General features: G+C 70.3%; 13 protein-coding genes. 6 read left to right on the forward strand and 7 right to left on the reverse strand.

The genetic code is table 11. The annotated features are described in order from the left end of the window. The 3 genes from D7V97_RS10915 to D7V97_RS10925 all read right to left on the reverse strand — a co-directional run. Positions 1-713 (reverse strand): DUF6178 family protein (locus tag D7V97_RS10915; protein ID WP_233582650.1); only part of this gene is annotated, 713 nt, incomplete at its 3' end. 39 nt (positions 714-752) lie between these two features. Next, entirely contained in the window at positions 753-1,373 is a 621-nt protein-coding gene (gene yihA / locus D7V97_RS10920) for a ribosome biogenesis GTP-binding protein YihA/YsxC (RefSeq protein ID WP_120610552.1), read from the reverse strand. A 7-nt stretch (positions 1,374-1,380) separates the two neighbouring features. Further along, complete coding sequence (locus D7V97_RS10925) at positions 1,381-1,764, reverse strand: hypothetical protein (protein ID WP_233582652.1); 384 nt, start codon at positions 1,762-1,764, stop codon at positions 1,381-1,383. Positions 1,765-2,029: 265 nt separating this feature from the next. Here D7V97_RS10925 and D7V97_RS10930 point away from each other — a divergent pair, with 265 nt between their 5' ends. The 6 genes from D7V97_RS10930 to D7V97_RS10955 all read left to right on the forward strand — a co-directional run bounded on the left by D7V97_RS10930 (position 2,030) and on the right by D7V97_RS10955 (position 10,712). After that, a complete protein-coding gene (locus D7V97_RS10930) occupies positions 2,030-2,512 on the forward strand; it encodes a hypothetical protein (protein ID WP_120610554.1) in 483 nt (160 codons plus the stop codon). A gap of 2 nt (positions 2,513-2,514) precedes the next feature. Beyond that, positions 2,515-3,111 carry a dephospho-CoA kinase gene (gene coaE / locus D7V97_RS10935; protein ID WP_120610555.1) on the forward strand — a complete coding sequence of 199 codons (597 nt, stop codon included), beginning with the start codon at positions 2,515-2,517 and terminating at the stop codon, positions 3,109-3,111. 23 nt (positions 3,112-3,134) lie between these two features. Next, positions 3,135-4,289, forward strand: a complete 1,155-nt coding sequence (locus tag D7V97_RS10940) for an SDR family oxidoreductase (RefSeq protein ID WP_199728769.1) — start codon at positions 3,135-3,137, stop codon at positions 4,287-4,289. Between the two features lie 557 nt (positions 4,290-4,846). Beyond that, entirely contained in the window at positions 4,847-9,712 is a 4,866-nt protein-coding gene (locus D7V97_RS10945; protein ID WP_120610557.1) for a myxosortase-dependent M36 family metallopeptidase, read from the forward strand. Between the two features lie 119 nt (positions 9,713-9,831). Then, the gene (locus D7V97_RS10950; RefSeq protein WP_120610558.1) at positions 9,832-10,227 is read left to right on the forward strand and encodes a MaoC/PaaZ C-terminal domain-containing protein; all 396 of its coding nucleotides are present in this window, start codon (positions 9,832-9,834) and stop codon (positions 10,225-10,227) included. A 2-nt stretch (positions 10,228-10,229) separates the two neighbouring features. Further along, a complete protein-coding gene (locus D7V97_RS10955; protein ID WP_120610559.1) occupies positions 10,230-10,712 on the forward strand; it encodes a MaoC family dehydratase N-terminal domain-containing protein in 483 nt (160 codons plus the stop codon). Here the strand turns inward: D7V97_RS10955 and D7V97_RS10960 are convergent. From D7V97_RS10960 to D7V97_RS10975, 4 genes are all read right to left on the reverse strand, one after another. Continuing rightward, the gene (locus D7V97_RS10960) at positions 10,696-11,499 is read right to left on the reverse strand and encodes a hypothetical protein (RefSeq protein ID WP_120610560.1); all 804 of its coding nucleotides are present in this window, start codon (positions 11,497-11,499) and stop codon (positions 10,696-10,698) included. The genes D7V97_RS10955 and D7V97_RS10960 overlap by 17 nt on opposite strands. Positions 11,500-11,588: 89 nt before the next feature. Then, a complete protein-coding gene (dnaK, locus tag D7V97_RS10965) occupies positions 11,589-13,433 on the reverse strand; it encodes a molecular chaperone DnaK (protein ID WP_120610561.1) in 1,845 nt (614 codons plus the stop codon). Between the two features lie 15 nt (positions 13,434-13,448). Continuing rightward, entirely contained in the window at positions 13,449-14,807 is a 1,359-nt protein-coding gene (locus tag D7V97_RS10970; protein ID WP_120610562.1) for a J domain-containing protein, read from the reverse strand. Positions 14,808-14,874: 67 nt separating this feature from the next. Further along, positions 14,875-16,101 (reverse strand): acetylornithine transaminase, encoded by a 1,227-nt coding sequence (locus D7V97_RS10975; protein WP_120610563.1) that lies wholly within the window; start codon positions 16,099-16,101, stop codon positions 14,875-14,877. Between the last annotated feature and the right edge of the window lie 52 nt (positions 16,102-16,153).

A 16,153-nucleotide genomic window follows, 5' to 3' on the forward strand; every position in this document is an offset into this window, starting at 1 on the left:
GGGGTGGGGCGCGGGGGCACGTCCACGCGGCTGAAGAGGGCCAGGGCGTCCTCGAACGAGGGGAAGCCCAGGTCGGCCAGGCGCGCGCGGCGGAACTGGAAGGCGGTCTCCTCCAGCTCGGAGGGGATCTCCCAGCGCACGGCCTCGAAGAGGCGCACGGACTCGAAGGGGTTCTCCGCGATGAGGTCGTTGACGAGGGCGCGCATGGCGGACATCTCCACGCCCTCCAGCTTGATCTCCACGAGGTAGCGCCCCTCGGGCGTCTCCACCGCCATGCCCTGGGGGTTGGCGTCCGGATCCTCCTCCAGGTCGTACACGGTGGTGAACTCCTTGAGGAGCGTCTCCACCACCTCCAGGTCCACCGCGTGCAGCTTGCGCAGGAAGTCCTCGGGCTCGTCACCGCGCGCGGCGCGCAGCCACGTCAGCACCGCATGCGGGTCCAGCTTGTCCTTCTGCCACCCGCCCAGGTCCACGAAGGTGCGGAACTGCGCGGGGGACGCCAGCTGCACGAGCTCCGTCGTGTCCGCGAGGCCGATCTCCTGGATGGTGACGTACAGGTCCTCGGCGGGCAGCGAGCGCACCATCGCCGGCGTGTCCGGCCCGTCGAGCAGGGCCTCCATCCGCTGGCGCGGGCTCAGGCGCATCAACCGCTGGCGCACCTCGCGAGGAGCGAGGGGCGAACCACCACCATTCGTCTTGCCGTTCTGGGACACGCCGGGGGTGCTACCACAGCGTGCCGGGGCCCGGGAGCCTCAGACGCGGGTGGCCTTGCCGAAGGTGTCCAACAGCGTGCCCCAGACCTCCTCCACGCCCAGCTTTTCGGTGGAGGAGAACGGCACCAGCGCCTCGCGGGGCAGCTCCAGCTGCGTGGCCAGGGCGTTGAGCCGGGGCTTGCGCTGCGCCTTCGTCAGCCGGTCGATCTTGGTGGCCACCACGAGGATGCGCCGGTTGTGCTCCTGGAGGTAGTCGAGCGTGCGCAGGTCCTCCGGCGTGGGGCCCACCTCCGCGTCGATGATGCTCACCACCACCTCCAGCCGGTGCCGGTTCTTCAGGTAGGAGGTGATCATCTCCTGCCACTGGGCCTTGTCCGCCTTGCTCGCCTTGGCGAAGCCGTAGCCGGGCAGGTCCGCCAGGCGCACGGTGTGGCGGGTGCCGTCCCGGTCCAGGTCTACGTCGAAGAAGTTGAGCGTGCGGGTGCGCCCCGGCGTGTTGGACACGCGCACCAGCTTCCGCCGGTTCGTCAGGGCGTTGATCATGGACGACTTGCCCACGTTGGAGCGGCCGACGAAGGCGACCTCCGCGGTGTGGTCCGTGGGCAGGCCCTTCAATTCAACGGCGGTGGTGACGAAGCGGGAGTCGAGGATCTTGATCAAGCTTGGGTCACTTCTTCGCCGTGGCGGGTGCCGGCGTGGAGGGGGCCGCATCCGCGCGGGTCTGCTGCTTGCGGGCACGTTCGGCGGACCAGTGGTCGATGGCCTTCAGCGCTTCCTTGAAATCGAACGGGCGCAGGGAGGGAGAGGAGGCGTCATGGCAGGTGCGGCACTGCTTCTCGGAGGGGTCCACCAGCCCCACCAGCCGCGCCAGCTCCGGGTCCTTCATCACGTAGGACGGCGAGTAGTACTGCCCGCCCCCGTGGCACGTCTCGCAGGTGACGGCCGTGAGCGTCTGCTCCACCTGGTCCGGCGCGTGGCAGGACAGGCAGCGCGCGTCCTTCTTCTGCCCTTCCGCCAGCGTGTCCGTGGCCCGGGCGTGCTTGGACTTCATCCACGCGTCGTAGGCTTCCGGATGGCAGCCCTTGCAGCTGTCGGGACCCGTGAAGTCCGCAGCCCCGGCAAGACCGCCACAAGCGGCGAGCAGGAGGGCGGAAAAGACCCGGAAGGCACGAGAACGCATGGCTTGAGCACGTAGCAGAGCCCCCCGGACGGGGCAAGGCGTCTCGTTCGTGATTGAATGCCAGGTGGACACGCGCGTTGCTTCAGGTAACGGACCTTGAGGCGCGCCTGCCTGATCCGCTAGGTGAGGAGTCGAGATGCGGACCCCCGTCATTGCCGTCCTTGTCGCCGTCGCTGCCGTCGTCGTCTCCCTGCCTGCTTCGGCCAAGCCGTGGCAGACCATTGAACCCGGGTCCTCCAAGAAGGAGGACATCGTGAAGAAGTTCGGCGAACCGTCCCGGACCATGTCCCAGGACGGGAAGGAGATTTTGGCCTACTTCGCCAAGGAGGCCATCAAGGGCACCACCCAGGCGCAGTTCAAGGTGGACCCGGCCACGCAGCTGGTGGAGCGCATCGACGTGTTCCCCGCGCCCATCATCGAGAAGGACACCATCGAGAACAGCTACGGCCCCGCGTGCCCCGCCGGCGCCGCGCCCGCCACGCCCTGCTACCTGCGCAAGCTCACCGACGACTTCCGCACCTACTTCCTCTACGTGAAGCTGGGCGTGGCCATCTTCTTCAACGAGGACGGCAAGACGGTGCAGTCCTTCGTCTTCACCACGCCCAAGGCCGCGAAGTAACCGTGCACGTCTTCGGCCTGACGGGCGGCATCGCCTCCGGCAAGAGCACGGTGAGCCGGATGCTGCGCGAGCTGGGCGCGCGCGTGCTGGACGCGGACGTCATCGCCCGCGAGGTGGTGGAGCCCGGCACGCCCGGGCTCCAGAGCATCCGCGAGCGCTTCCCCGGCGTGGTGGGCCCCGACGGCCGCCTGGACCGGGTGAAGCTGGGGGCCCACATCTTCGCGGACCCCGCCGAGCGCGCCGCCCTCAACGCCATCGTGCACCCCCAGGTGCGCGCCGCGTTCCTGGAGAAGCTGGCGGCGCTGGAGGCCGAGGGCATCACCCACGCCGTCTACGACGTGCCGCTGCTCATCGAAACGGGCCTGCACGCCGCGATGGAGGGCGTGGCCGTCGTCTGGGTGCCCCGGGAGGTGCAGAAGGCGCGGCTGATGGTGCGGGACGGGCTGGATGCACAGGCGGCGGAGGCGCGGCTCGCGGCGCAGCTGTCGCTGGACGACAAGCGACAGCACGCCACCTGGGTCATCGACAACAGCGGCGCGCCCGAGGCCACCCGTCCCCAGGTGGAAGCGGTGTGGCGGGCGATGCTCGCACACGGCTGACGGGCGGGTATGCTGCGCCCCGAATGAGCGACAAGCCGAAGAAGAGCAGCGCTGGCACCTACTTCATCACCGGCTACCCGGGCTTCATCGGCAAGCGGCTGGTGGAGCACATCGCGCGCGAGGACCCGAAGGGGCACATCTACGCGCTGGTGCAGCCCAAGGCCTTCAAGGAAGCGCAAACGCTCGCGGCGAAGGTGCAGGGCGCGAAGGTGGAGTTGCTCACCGGCGACGCGGTGGACATGCACCTGGGCCTGTCCGGCGCCGAGTACCAGCGCCTGTGCGAGCGGGTGACGGACATCTTCCACCTGGCGGCCGTGTCGCAGCTGGGCGTGCCCAAGGAGACCGCGTGGCGGGTGAACGTGGACGGCACCCGCAACCTGCTGGAGCTGGCGCGCGACTGCGAGCACCTGTCGCGCTTCAGCCACTTCTCCACCTGCTACGTGTCCGGCGACCGGGTGGGCGTCATCGCCGAGGACGAGCTGGACCGCGGCCAGGGCTTCCGCAACGCGTACGAGGAGACGAAGTTCCAGGCGGAGCGGCTGGTGCAGCGCGCGGCGGCCACCCTCCCCGTCACCATCTTCCGGCCGTCCAGCGTGGTGGGCGACTCGCGCACGGGGGAGATTGATCGGTTCGAGGGCCCCTACTACCTGGGCATCCTGCTCGTCACGTCCCCGCTGGTGGTGCCGCTGCCGCTGCCGGGCAACGGCGTCGCGCCCCTCAACGTCGTCCCGGTGGACTTCGTGGTGGAGGCGGTGTGGCGGCTGTCCAGGGACGAGCGCGCCAAGGGCCGCACCTTCCACCTGGTGGACCCCAACCCCATGAGCGCGCGGCGCGTGTACGAGCTCATCGCGGAGAAGTCGAACAAGCGGCTGCCGCGCTTCAACCTGTCCGCGCGCGCCGCGGACGTGATGCTGCGCCTGCCCCTGCTGGAGAAGCTGGCCCGGCCCCAGCGCGCCGCCATCAGCTACGTGAACCACCTGGCCATCTACAACTGTCACAACACGCTGGAGCTGCTCGACGGCACCGGCGTGAGGTGCCCGCCGCTGTCGTCGTACCTGGACCAGCTCGTCGCCTACGTGCGTGAGCAGTACAAGCTGCGCCGCGAGGGCGCGGAGGTCGAGGATCCGCTCGACCACGCCTCGTCCGACGACGGCTCCGCGCCACGCTCGCGCCGCTGAGCAGGGTTGGGGGTGCGCACGCAAGGTGCGGCGCGCCGTCGCGCCCCGTGCATCGCCCGCCTGTCTGCTGGAGGAGCGCGGGCCGTGCGCACCGCTTATTCCAGACTGACAATTGTTACTGGATTGCTAACGCAAAGATGAGGGGACCCCCTCTTTTCAAAGATCCAGTGTCCTGGTTAGCATGCGCCCTCACTTGAATCCGATGCGGTGAACAAAACCGTACCGGAGGCGTGGGTTGGAGAGCAGCGTTTGCCAGTAATCGTTGACAAGCGATTCGAGTCTTCCACTCCGGGCGCCGGTGTCGCGCCCCGCCTGTCCGGCCCCGAGGAGCGCTTCGCGCCCTCCGCGCGCGCTCCCTGCTTCGTGACCTTTCGTGGTGCCCCGCGCCGTCGCGTCCATGCGACCCCAGGCGTTGGGCTGCGTTCTCTTGTGGACTGTCAAAGCACGGTCCTGAAGCCGTAGGGAGTCCGCCGCCCCCGGCGTGCTCCTCAAGCAGTCGTCGTCTCCCGCAGTCCCCTCGTCCGATTGTCGTTCATCACCCCCAAGAAGGAAGGCGCATGCGTCTCAGGGAAAAGCTGTTGACCAGTCTGCTGCTGGTGCCCATCGCGGGCACCAGTGCGTGGGCCAAGGAGCGGTCGAACTACGACGCGTTCCTGGAGCAGCGGGAGTCCCGCGCGCTCGCCGTGGACCCCACCACGGCGGCGGCTCGCGGACTTCGCGTCGAGCAGACCGAGCAGCGGCTCGGCGTGCCCACGTTCGCGTGGGCGGCTCAGGATGGCGCGCAGTCCAAGTCCGTCATCCGCGGGGGCATGACCACGGAAGCCGCGGCGCGTGCGCACCTGCAGAACGTGGCGGACAGCTACCGCCTGTCGCGCACCGACGTCTCCGGGGCCACCCTGCGATCGGTGCATGACACCGGCAAGGGCGCCGTCATCGCCACGTTCGAGCAGAACGTGAACGGCATCCCGGTCTTCCGCAACGAGATCAAGGTCATCATGGGCCGCGACCAGAGCCTGGTCGCCCTCAGCGGCTACCTGGCCCCGTCCGACCTGACGCAGACCGCGCGCGCGAAGGCCCGCACCGGCGCCTTCCGCCTGGGCGCCGCGGAGGCCATCTCCGGCGCGTTCACGGACCTGACGGGCTCCGGCACGCAGGCCACCGCGTTCGTCAACACCGGCACGAAGGGCGACTACTCGTTCTTCGCGCTGAGCCCCTCCGCGAAGAGCGCGCTGCCGCAGGACCTGGCCACCCCGGCCCGCGCCCGGCAGGTGTTCTTCATGATGGCCGGCGGGCTGGAGCCCGCGTGGTACGTGGAGGTCAACGCTGGCCCGAAGGCGTCGGTCTCCAACGACTACTACGGCTATGTCATCTCCGCGACGACCGGCGCGGTGCTCTTCCGCAACAACCTGACGGTGGACGTGGCGGCGACGCCCTTCACGTACAAGGTCTGGGCGGAGAACGTGTCGCCGTACCTCCCGGATGACGGGCCGCAGGGCACCGACATGACCCCGCACCCCACGGGCAATCTCGACGGCTCCCAGGGTCCGCTGAACCGCCCCGCGCAGAACATCACCCTCGCGAACAGCCCCTACAGCAAGGATGATCCGTGGCTGCCCGCGAACGCCACGCAGACCGCGGGCAACAACGTGGACGCGTACGCGGATCTGGCCGCACCGGATGGCTACCAGCCCGGCGGCGGCGACATCCGTCCGACGACGACGGCCGCCAACACCTTCGGCTACACGTTCGACACGACCCAGGCGCCCAACGCGACCCCCGAGCAGATCAAGGCCTCGGTGGTGAACCTGTTCTACGTGAATAACTTCCTGCACGACTGGTTCTACGACGCGGGCTTCGACGAGGCGTCGGGCAACGCCCAGTCTGTGAACTACGGCCGGGGTGGCGTGGAAGGCGACCCCATCCAGGCGCAGGGCCAGGACTACCTGAACCGCAACAACGCGAACATGAGCACGCCGGCGGACGGTGCGTCGCCGCGCATGCAGATGTACCTGTTCGACGGCACGCCCGAGCTGTCCGTGACGGCCCCGGCGTCCATCCAGGGCATCTACGAGGCGTCCTCCGCGAGCTACGGCTCCCAGGCGTACCTCGTGACGGGTGACATCAAGGACGCTCCGCCGGAAAACAAGCTCGGCTGCGCCGCGTTCGCAGCGGACACCTTCAAGGGCAAGATCGCCCTCATCGACCGCGGCACGTGCAACTTCGTCGTCAAGTCGCGCTTCGCGCAGGAAGCGGGCGCGATCGCCACGGTCATCGGCAACAACGCCGCCGGCAGCCCTGGTGCCATGGGCGGCAATGGCATTGACGATGCCTTCGTCAAGACGCCGTCGCTGATGATCACCCAGTCGGCCGCCGCTTCCTGGCGCGCGGAGCTGGCGAACGGGGCCGTCTCCGTGAAGCTGAGCCGGACGCCCAAGGAGGACCGCGACGGCACGCTGGACAACGCCGTCATCGCGCACGAGTGGGGCCACTACATCTCCAACCGCCTCATCGGCAACGCGGCCGGCCTGTCGAACAACCAGGGCCGCTCCATGGGCGAGGGCTGGGGTGACTTCACCGCCATGCTCATGCAGGTGCGTGCCGAGGACGTGAACAAGCCCGGCAACAACCAGTGGCAGGGCGTCTACGGCGCCGCGGGCTACGTCTCCAGCGGTGGCAAGAACCAGGGCTACTACTACGGCCTGCGTCGGCTCCCCTACACCACACAGCTGGCGAAGAACGGCCTGTCGTTCCGGCACATCGCCAACGGCACCGCGCTGCCCGCCAACGCGAACACGACCGCGCTGACCGGCACCAGCAACAGCGAGGTCCACAACAGCGGTGAGGTGTGGGCGTCCATGCTGTGGGACTGCTACACCAGCCTGCTCAACGCCTATCCGTTCGCGGAGGCCCAGGACCGGATGAAGCGCTACGTCGTCGCCGGCTACAAGGCGACGCCGAACGCGCCCACCTTCCTGGAGGCGCGCGACGCGATCCTGGCGGTGGCCCTGGCCAGCGATCCGGCGGACTACACCCGCTTCGTCGCGGCCTTCGCCAAGCGCGGCGCCGGCTTCGGCGCCAAGGCGCCGGACCGCAACTCGTGGGACCACTTCGGCGTGGTGGAGAGCGGCGTCACGGGCAACACCATCGAGGTCACCGACCTGCGCCTGGATGACAGCAAGACGGGCTGCGACAAGGACGGCGTGCTCGACGTGGGCGAGGAAGGCGTGCTGCACCTGACCGTCCGCAACGTGGGCGGCGGCGCGCTGAGCGCCTTCACGGGCACCGTGAGCACCACCAGCACCACCGCGACGCTGGCCTTCACGAACGGCGGCACGGTGAACGTCCCGGCGCTGGCGCGCGGGGCGGAAGCGCACCTGACCGTGCCTGTGTCCCTGACGGCCGTGACGGCCCCGGACACGCACGCCGGGCTGAAGATCACCTTCACCGAGGCCAGCCTGCCCGCGGCGGCGAAGACGGTGACGTTCGATCCGCGCATCAACTACGACGACGTGGCGAACTCCAGCGACACGGACGCCTTCGCTTCCGGTCTGTCGGCCTGGACCGTCTCCAGCAACCTGTACCCCGAGGGTGACTGGAGCATCCGCCAGGACGACACGGACTTCATCGCGCACAGCGACGACGCCAACATCGCCGTGGACAGCACCCTGGCCAGCCCCTGGCTGAAGCTGAACGCCACGGGTGACTTCGTCTTCACCTACTACTATCGCCACTCCTTCGAGACCGACTACACGGCCGCGCAGACGCCGTTCGACGGCGCCGTCGTGGAGTACAGCGTGAACGGCGTGTCGTGGACGAACGTGTCGACGCTGACCGCCCAGGTGCCCACCGTGGCGCCGTTCTACATGCCCAGCCCCGGCACCATCTCCGCCGGCGGCGGGAACGTGCTGGAGGGCCAGCGCGCCTACGCCCGCGCGTCCACGGGCTTCCCGGGCTTCCGCCAGCAGGTGCTCAACTTCAAGGACTACTTCCAGAAGCGCGGCATCACGCGGGTGCAGTTGCGCTTCCACGTGGCCTCTGACTCGGGCCAGGGCGCGTACGGCATGGACGTGGCGTACCCGCAGTTCACGGGCGCGGCGCTGGCGTTCCCCTCGCAGGTGGATCAGCCGGCGGGCACGGGCGCTTGCAACCAGCGGCCGTTGGCCAGCGCGGGCGCTCCCCAGGTGGTCCCCGAGTTCGTGAGCGTGGGCGGCCAGCCGCAGCGCAGCACGGTGACGCTCAACGGCACGGGCAGCTTCGACCCGGATGCCGCCTCGGGTGACGCCCTCACCTACCAGTGGACGCAGGTGGGCGGTCAGGCTGTCGCCACGCTGAGCAACGCGAACACCGCCACGCCGACCTTCGTGGCGGACGTCGCCTTCACGCAGTACCTCCGCTTCCAGCTGGTGGTGACGGACGCGCAGGGCAAGGCGAGCGCCCCGAAGACGGTCGACATCGGCATCAACAACGTCAACCGCGCTCCCGTCGTCGTGGCCACCGCGCCCGAGACGGTGAACGAGGGCGACGCGACGCCCGTGGTGCTGGATGCCTCGGGCTCCACGGATCCGGACGGTGAGGCGCTCACCTTCGCGTGGGCGCAGACCGCTGGCGACGTGCAGGTGACGCTGACCAACGCCAACACGGCGCAGGCCTCGTTCGTCGCGCCGCAGGTGACGGAGGACACGCAGCTGTCCTTCACCGTCACGGTGACGGATGGCGTGGCCAAGAGCACCAAGACCGTCTCGGTGACCGTGAAGAACGTCAACGGCGCGCCGGTGGTGGACGCGGGCGCCGACCAGCAGGCCGAGGCCCGCACGACGGTGACGCTGGCCGGTACGGCCACGGATCCGGACGGTGACGCCCTCACCTACGCCTGGACCCAGGTGGATGGCCCGAACGTGACCCTCACGGGGGGCAACACCGCCTCCGCGACCTTCACCGCGCCGGACGTCAGCGCTGACACCGTCCTGTCCTTCCGCCTGACGGCGACGGCCAACGGCGTGTCGGTGTCCGACCTGGTCAACGTGACGGTGCACAAGGCCAACCGTGCGCCGACGGGCACGGGTGGCACCATCACCGTGGACGAGGGCGCCAAGGTGACGATCAACTCCAACGCCACCGACGCGGACGGGGACACGCTCACCTACGCGTGGACCCAGACGGGTGGCCCCAGCGTGAGCCTCACGGGCGCGAACACGCCCAAGCTGGAGTTCACGGCGCCGCAGGTGAAGTCCGACACGGACCTCACGTTCAGCCTCACCGTGACGGACTCCGATGGCGCCTCGACCGGGGACATCAACTACACGGTCAAGGTGAAGAACAAGGGCGGTGGCTGCTCGTCCACGGGCGGTTCCGTGGGCGGCATGGCGCCGCTGATGGCCCTGCTCGCGGCCATGGGCCTGACGCGCCGTCGCAAGAAGGCGTAGTCGTCCTGAAGTCCTGAAGCCCTGAAGTCACGGAGGGGCGGTCCTCGAAGGTGAGGGCCGCCCCTCTCTTCGTTTCCACCGGACACCCGTGGACGGGGAGCGGTAGGCTTCCGCGCCTCATGGCACGCACGTTCCAGGTGGGAGACACCTTCACCCACGTCCGTCAGTGCGACCGGCTGCGGCCGGTCTATTACGCGGGCGCTTCCGGGGACTACAACCCCATCCACATCGACCCCGAGGTGGGGAAGCTCGCCGGCTTCAACGGCGTCATCCTCCAGGGGCTCTGCACGCTGGGCTGGGCCGTGGAGGCGGTGGCCCTCTTCGTGGGGGACCCGGGCCTCGTGCGCCGCGTGCGGGTGCGCTTCTCCCGGCCGGTGCTGCCCGAGGACACCGTCACCTTCGCAGGCCGCGTCGTCGCCGTCGCGGACGGCCGGCTGACCACCGAAGTCACCGCCACCAACCAGCGCGGCGAGCCCGTCCTCCGGGGCGCCGTCGTCGAAACCTCGCTCGGATAGCCATGGCCCTGGACCCGAAGTTCATTGGCCGTGCGTACGGCCCGTTCACCTACGAAATCGGCCGGGAGAAGCTGCGCGAGTTCTCCCTCATCCTCGGGGGCTCCGTGCCCTCCGCGGGCACCTTCGGAGAGCCGCCCGCGCACGTCAGTCCCCTGCTCTACTCGCAGGACGCGGCGGCGGCGGGGCCCTACGGGGACGTCATCGCCTTCCCCAGCTTCGCGGTGGTGTTCGCCATCCGCCCCTTCAGCGCCGCCATCGCGGATCCGGAGCTGGGCGTGGACCGCGTGCGGCTGGTGCACGGCGAGCAGGAATTGGAGTTCCTGGGGGTGATGCGCCCCGGCGACGTGCTCACCACCACGGGCCACATCTCCGAGCTGTACCGCAAGGCCGGGATGGACTTCCTCGTCGTCACCACCGAGACGCTCAACGCGCGCGGCGAGCCCGTGGTGCGCGGCGTCTGGACGGCCGTCATCCGCCCGGCGTGAAGCCGGGGGACTCGCCGGGGGAGATGATTCCCTCGTCGAGCAGCTGCGCGAGGATGCGCGCGGTGTCCAGCCGCGACATCCCCGACAGCGCGAAGAGGTCGTCGAAGCTCACCGCGCCGTCAATCTGCGCGAGCACGAAGCCGGCGCGGTGATCCAGGTTCAGCCAGATGATGTCGTCCGGTTGCAGGCGCACGCGCGGCATCCGGCTCAGGTCGCCCAGGCGGGCCTCCAGCATCGACACCAGGATGCGCTCGCTGCGATCCCTCAGCGCCTCCACGCGAGGGTCCTCCGGCGCCAGCGACTGCGCCCGGCGCAGCAGGTCCACCGCGCCCGAATGGTCATCCAGCGTCAGCAGGTCCTCCGCCCCGCGCAGCAGGCACTCCACCTCGGAGCCCTGGGGGAGCGCGCCGCCCATCACGGAGAAGGCCTCCGGGAGGCCGAACTCCTGCGTGCGGTGCTCCTCCGCGATGAGGTCCAACGCGTCGCCCCGCATCCCGGTTCCCTCGGGGAGACTGACGGATTCGGGCAGGGGCCTGGCGGGGCCGGCGCTGGCGGAATCGGCCCAGGCGCCCCAGTCCCCCTCCAGGTCGGGGCCCGCTGCGTTCGCCGCCTGCGTGGCCCCCGGGCCCGTGGCGCCGCCACCCGGCCCCAGGAGCTGGCGCGCGCGCGCGTTGGTGGGATCCAGCTCCAGCGCTCGCAGGAACAGCTTCTCCGCGCCCGACGTATCGCCACTCAGTCGCAACAGCAACCCGGCCTCGACGAGCTGCCTGGCGCGCAGCGTGTTCATGGCGAGCTCCATCTCGGGGCGTGACACGGGCGTGCACCGCGCGGCCGGCAGGAACAGCGGGACGTGGCGGAGGGCCCGGGCATGCGCGGCTACCGTCCTGGCGCCCCGCGCGGGCTGGCCGAGCGCAAGAGAGGCAGGCTCTGCGAGAGCGCCTCGCAGGCCCGCGTGAGGGCGCCCACGTCCTCGCCGCCGCGCACCTGTCGCGCGTTGTCCAGGGCCATCTCGGCGCGGGCGACCACGTCGGGCGACAGGCCTCCGGCCCCGGGCAGGAGCCGGACGCGGGAGAGCGCGTCCACCAGGTCGCGGGCCAGGGTGTCCAGCTCCACGCGCTTCGTCTTCAGCTCCTCGGAGGCGCGCGCCGTCACCATCCAGTCGCGCTGCTCGTCCATGATGCGGCGCAGCTCGTCCTCCGTGAGGCCGCTGGACGCGGTGACGGTGATGGACTGGCGCAGGCCCGTGTCCCGGTCGCGCGCGGACACGGACACGATGCCTTCCGCGTTGATGTCGAACGTCACTTCAATCTCCACCTGACCGCGCGGCGCCTCGCGCAGGCCGGTGAGGAGGAACTCGCCCAGCAGCTCGTTGTGGTGCGCCAGTTCGTGCTCGCCCTGGAGCACCATGATCTTCACCGTGCGCTGGAAGTCCTTGGACGTGGCGAACACCTCCGTCGCGGACGTGGGCACGGTGGTGTTGCGCGGAATCAGCCGGCGCACGTAGCCGCCCGCGATGGCCACGCCCATGCTCTGCGGCGTGACGTCCAGGAGCAGCAGCTCCCCCTCCTGCGCCACCAGCGCGTGCGCCTGGATGGCTGCGCCCAGGGCCACCACCTCCTCGGCGTGCACGCCCTTGCAGGGCTCGCGGCGGAAGTACTGGCGCACCTGCTCCACGATGCGGGGCATGCGCGACATGCCGCCCACGAGGATGACCTCCTTCAGCTCCGACGGGCGCACGCTCGCCTCGCCCAGGACCTCGGAGGTGATGCCCACCAGGCGCTCGCCCAGGTCCGCGGTCAGGTCCTCCAGCTTCTCGCGCGTGAGCGTCGTCTGGAGGTGCAGCGCGGCGCCTCCGCCCGGCGGCGTGCAGATGAAGGGCAGGTGCAGCTGCGTCTCCTTCACCGACGACAGCTCCACCTTCGCCTTCTCCGCGGCGTCCTTCAGCCGCTGCAGCGCCATGCGGTCCTTGCGCAGGTCGATGCCGTGCTCCTTGGCGAAGCCGAACACCATCCACTCGATGATGCGGTGGTCCCAGTCCTCGCCGCCGAGGAACGTGTCGCCGCCCGTCGCCACGACGTCGAAGATGCCGTTGTTGATCTCCAGCACCGACACGTCGAAGGTGCCGCCGCCCAGATCCAACACGGCGATCTTCCCGTTCACCGTGCGCCCGAAGCCGTACGCCAGCGCCGCGGCGGTGGGCTCGTTGATGATGCGCAGCACCTCCAGCCCGGCGATGCGGCCCGCGTCCTTGGTGGCCTGGCGCTGGCCGTCGTTGAAGTAGGCCGGCACGGTGATGACGGCCTGGGTGACGGGCCGCCCGAAGTGGGCCTCCGCGTCCGCCTTCAGCTCCGCCAGAATCATGGCGCTGATCTCCGGCACGGCCAGGTCGCGGCCCGCCAGCCGGATGCGCACGTCGTCGTGCGCGCCGCACACCACCTGGTACGTGAGCGCGCGCAGCGCGTCCTGCACCGGGTGCGAGGAGAACTTGCGGCCGATGAGGCGCTTCGCCGCGGACACCGTCTCCTGCGGGTTGGTGATGGCCTGCCGCTTGGCGATGCCGCCCACCAGCCGCTTGCCGTTCTTCGACACCGCCACCACGGACGGCGTGAGGGGCACGCCCGTGCGGTTCTTGATGATGAGGGGCTGGCCGTCCTGGACGGTGGCGACGAGGCTGTTCGTCGTCCCCAGGTCGATGCCAATCAGCGGTTCGGGCTCAGCCATGGGGACGCATGCACCTCACGAGAACGTCCAACGCAACTTCTTGAGGGCCGCGCGTCCCTCGGCGTGGTCCGGATCCAGGCGCACGACCTCTTCGAAGTGGTGCTTGGCCTGCTTCTTCTGTCCCGCCACCAGCAGCACCTGCGCCAGCAGCAGCTGGTACTCCACGCGCCCGGGCTTCAACTCCACCGCCCGCTGGGCGAGCGCGCGCACCTCCTGCGGGTCCTGGTTCAGCTCCCGGCCAATGCGCGCGGCCTGATACGCGGCCTCCGGGTTGTCGCCGTTGAGCGAGACGGCCAGCTTGTACGCCGACTGGGCGCCCGCGAAGTCCCCGCGCATCTCCATCTCCTGGCCGCGCTCCACCTCGGTCTGCGCGCGGTGCAGGTCGTGCTTGCGGCGCGCGTCGACGAGCAGCGCGGCGACCTCGCGGTTCTTCGGATCCAGGCCCAGCACGTGGTTGAAGTCCTGGTAGGCCCGCTCGAAGTCTCCGCGCGTGATGGCCGCCCTGCCCCGCGCGATGAGCTCCGTGAGCTTGTGGCTGCGCGCCATGTACGGGTGCCGCGCGAGGCGGGCCTGCCGTTCGGCGCGGCGGGCCTCGGACTCCGGGTCGTCCGGAGCGGGCGCGGGCGCGGGAGTCGGCTGGACGGACGCGAAGGTCCCAGACGGCGGGCGTGCGGCGGCGGCGGCTCCGGAGGCCGCGGGCGAGGGCTGGACCGACGCGAAGGTCCCCGAGGGCGGCCGTGCCGCGCTGGACGCGGGTGGGACGGACGCGAAGGCGCCGGACGGCGGACGTGCGGCGGGAGAGGCCACGGGGGCCGGCGTCGCGGGGCGCTGCTCCGCGCGGCTGAGGGCGTTCTGGGCGTCGGTGAGGCGCTTGAAGATGCGCTCCAGCCGGGCGCGGAAGCTGCCCAGGTTCTTGCCGAAGTAGCGGTCCGGGTGGAAGCGCCGGGACGCGTTGTAATAGGCCTGTTTCACCTCGGCGGCGGTGGCGCCCCGGGGCACGCCCAGCACGGCGTGGTGATCCATCCCGTCGATCGCGCGCTCCAGGTCGATGATCTCGCGCTTCTGTTCGGGGTCCAGGTCCACTTCCTCGGACATGGCGGCGTCCACCACCGGGGCGGCGGGCGCGGTGCGGGCCACCACGCGCGCGGGGACGATGGCGCCCTTGGCGCGCAGGGACAGCAGCACGGCGATGGTGCGCGCCTCGCCCAGCGTGGAGCGGGACAGCACCGCGTCGATGCGCTCGACACGGCCCACCAACGCCAGCACCGTGCCCTCCTCCGGACTGAGCTGGAGGCGAGACGGGTCCAGGTGGGGCACCGTGGCGATGTGGTCGGTCCGGCCCCCCAGGCCGACGATGGGGTTGGGCGCGCTCAAGCGAATCCCCGAGTGTAGGTATCCGGGACGCAGGGCGTCAAACATCCCGGGGTTGGCGGGCCCCCCGCTAGAGAGAGGCCAGTACACGCTGGAGGATGCCCAGCGCTTCGTCCAGTTCCTGCCGGGTGATGATGAGCGGCGGGGCGAATCTCACCGTCGTGTCCCCCGCCGAGTTCACCAGCAGTCCTGCGTCCCGCAGCTTCGCGACGACGGGCGCGGCCTCGCGGTCCAACTCGATGCCCAGGAGCAGGCCCCGCCCCCGCACGGCCTTGACGCGGCCCGGCGGCAGCGCGGCCTGGAGCGCTCGGCCCCCCGCGAGGAAGTGCTCGCCCTTCGCCTGCACGTCCGCCAGGAAACCGGGCTGGCGCAGCAGGCGCATGACGACGTTGGCCGCGGCGGCGGACACCAGGTTGCCGCCGAAGGTGGAGCCGTGCGTCCCAGGCGCGAGGCTGACCGCCAGGTCCTCACGGCAGAGCATGGCGCCAATGGGCAGGCCGTTGCCCAGGGCCTTGGCGATGCTGATCGCATCCGGCTGGATGCCGTCGTGCATGAAGGCGAAGGGCTTGCCGGTGCGGCCCATGCCCGTCTGGACCTCGTCCACGAGCAGCAGCAGGCCGCGCTCGTCGCACAGCGTGCGCAGGCCCGCGAGGAAGCCCGAGGGTGCCATGCGCACTCCACCCTCGCCCTGGATGGGCTCCACCAGGATGGCGGCGGTGGCGGGGCCCACGGCGCGGCGCACGGCCTCCAGGTCGCCGTAGGGGATGTGCTGGAAGCCCGCGGGCAGGGGCTCGAAGCCCGCGTGGTACTTCGGCTGGCCGGTGGCGGTGACGGTGGCCAGCGTGCGGCCGTGGAAGCTCTTCTCGAAGGAGATGATCTCGAAGCGCTCCGGCGTGCCCCGGTCCTTCATCACCTTGCGGGTCAGCTTGATCAGCGCCTCGTTGGCCTCCGCGCCGGAGTTGCAGAAGAACGCACGCGGCAGACCCGCCCAGGCCGTGAGCTGCTCGGCCAGGTCGATCTGCGGCTGCGAGTAGAACGCGTTGGAGACGTGCCACAGCGTGTCCAGCTGCGCCTTCGCCGCCGCGACCACCTCCGGGTGGCAGTGGCCCAGGGCGCACACGGCGATGCCGCCGATGCAGTCCAGGTAGGCCTTGCCATCCGCGTCCCACACCCGCGTGCCCTGCCCGCGCACCAGCGCGATGGGTTGCTGCTTGTAGTTCTGCAGCAGGTGCTGCTTCGCCTTCTGGATGAGGGTCTCGTTACCAGGGGCGGCGGCGGAGGGCGACGGTTGCGACAAGGTGGGCTTCCTCACGATTCCTACGGCGGGGGGATGACGGGGCGGGGACGCT

Origin of the sequence: Corallococcus sp. CA053C (assembly GCF_003611675.1) — a bacterium.
GTDB lineage: Bacteria > Myxococcota > Myxococcia > Myxococcales > Myxococcaceae > Corallococcus.

Coding starts and splice junctions, on each gene's coding strand:
- D7V97_RS10925 (WP_233582652.1), bottom strand. CDS start 1,764: ATGAAGTCCAAGCACGCCCGGGCCACGGACACGCTGGCGGAAGGGCAG.
- dnaK (WP_120610561.1), bottom strand. CDS start 13,433: ATGGCTGAGCCCGAACCGCTGATTGGCATCGACCTGGGGACGACGAAC.
- D7V97_RS10940 (WP_199728769.1), top strand. CDS start 3,135: ATGAGCGACAAGCCGAAGAAGAGCAGCGCTGGCACCTACTTCATCACC.
- D7V97_RS10950 (WP_120610558.1), top strand. CDS start 9,832: ATGGCACGCACGTTCCAGGTGGGAGACACCTTCACCCACGTCCGTCAG.
- D7V97_RS10955 (WP_120610559.1), top strand. CDS start 10,230: ATGGCCCTGGACCCGAAGTTCATTGGCCGTGCGTACGGCCCGTTCACC.
- D7V97_RS10960 (WP_120610560.1), bottom strand. CDS start 11,499: ATGAACACGCTGCGCGCCAGGCAGCTCGTCGAGGCCGGGTTGCTGTTG.
- D7V97_RS10930 (WP_120610554.1), top strand. CDS start 2,030: ATGCGGACCCCCGTCATTGCCGTCCTTGTCGCCGTCGCTGCCGTCGTC.
- D7V97_RS10945 (WP_120610557.1), top strand. CDS start 4,847: ATGCGTCTCAGGGAAAAGCTGTTGACCAGTCTGCTGCTGGTGCCCATC.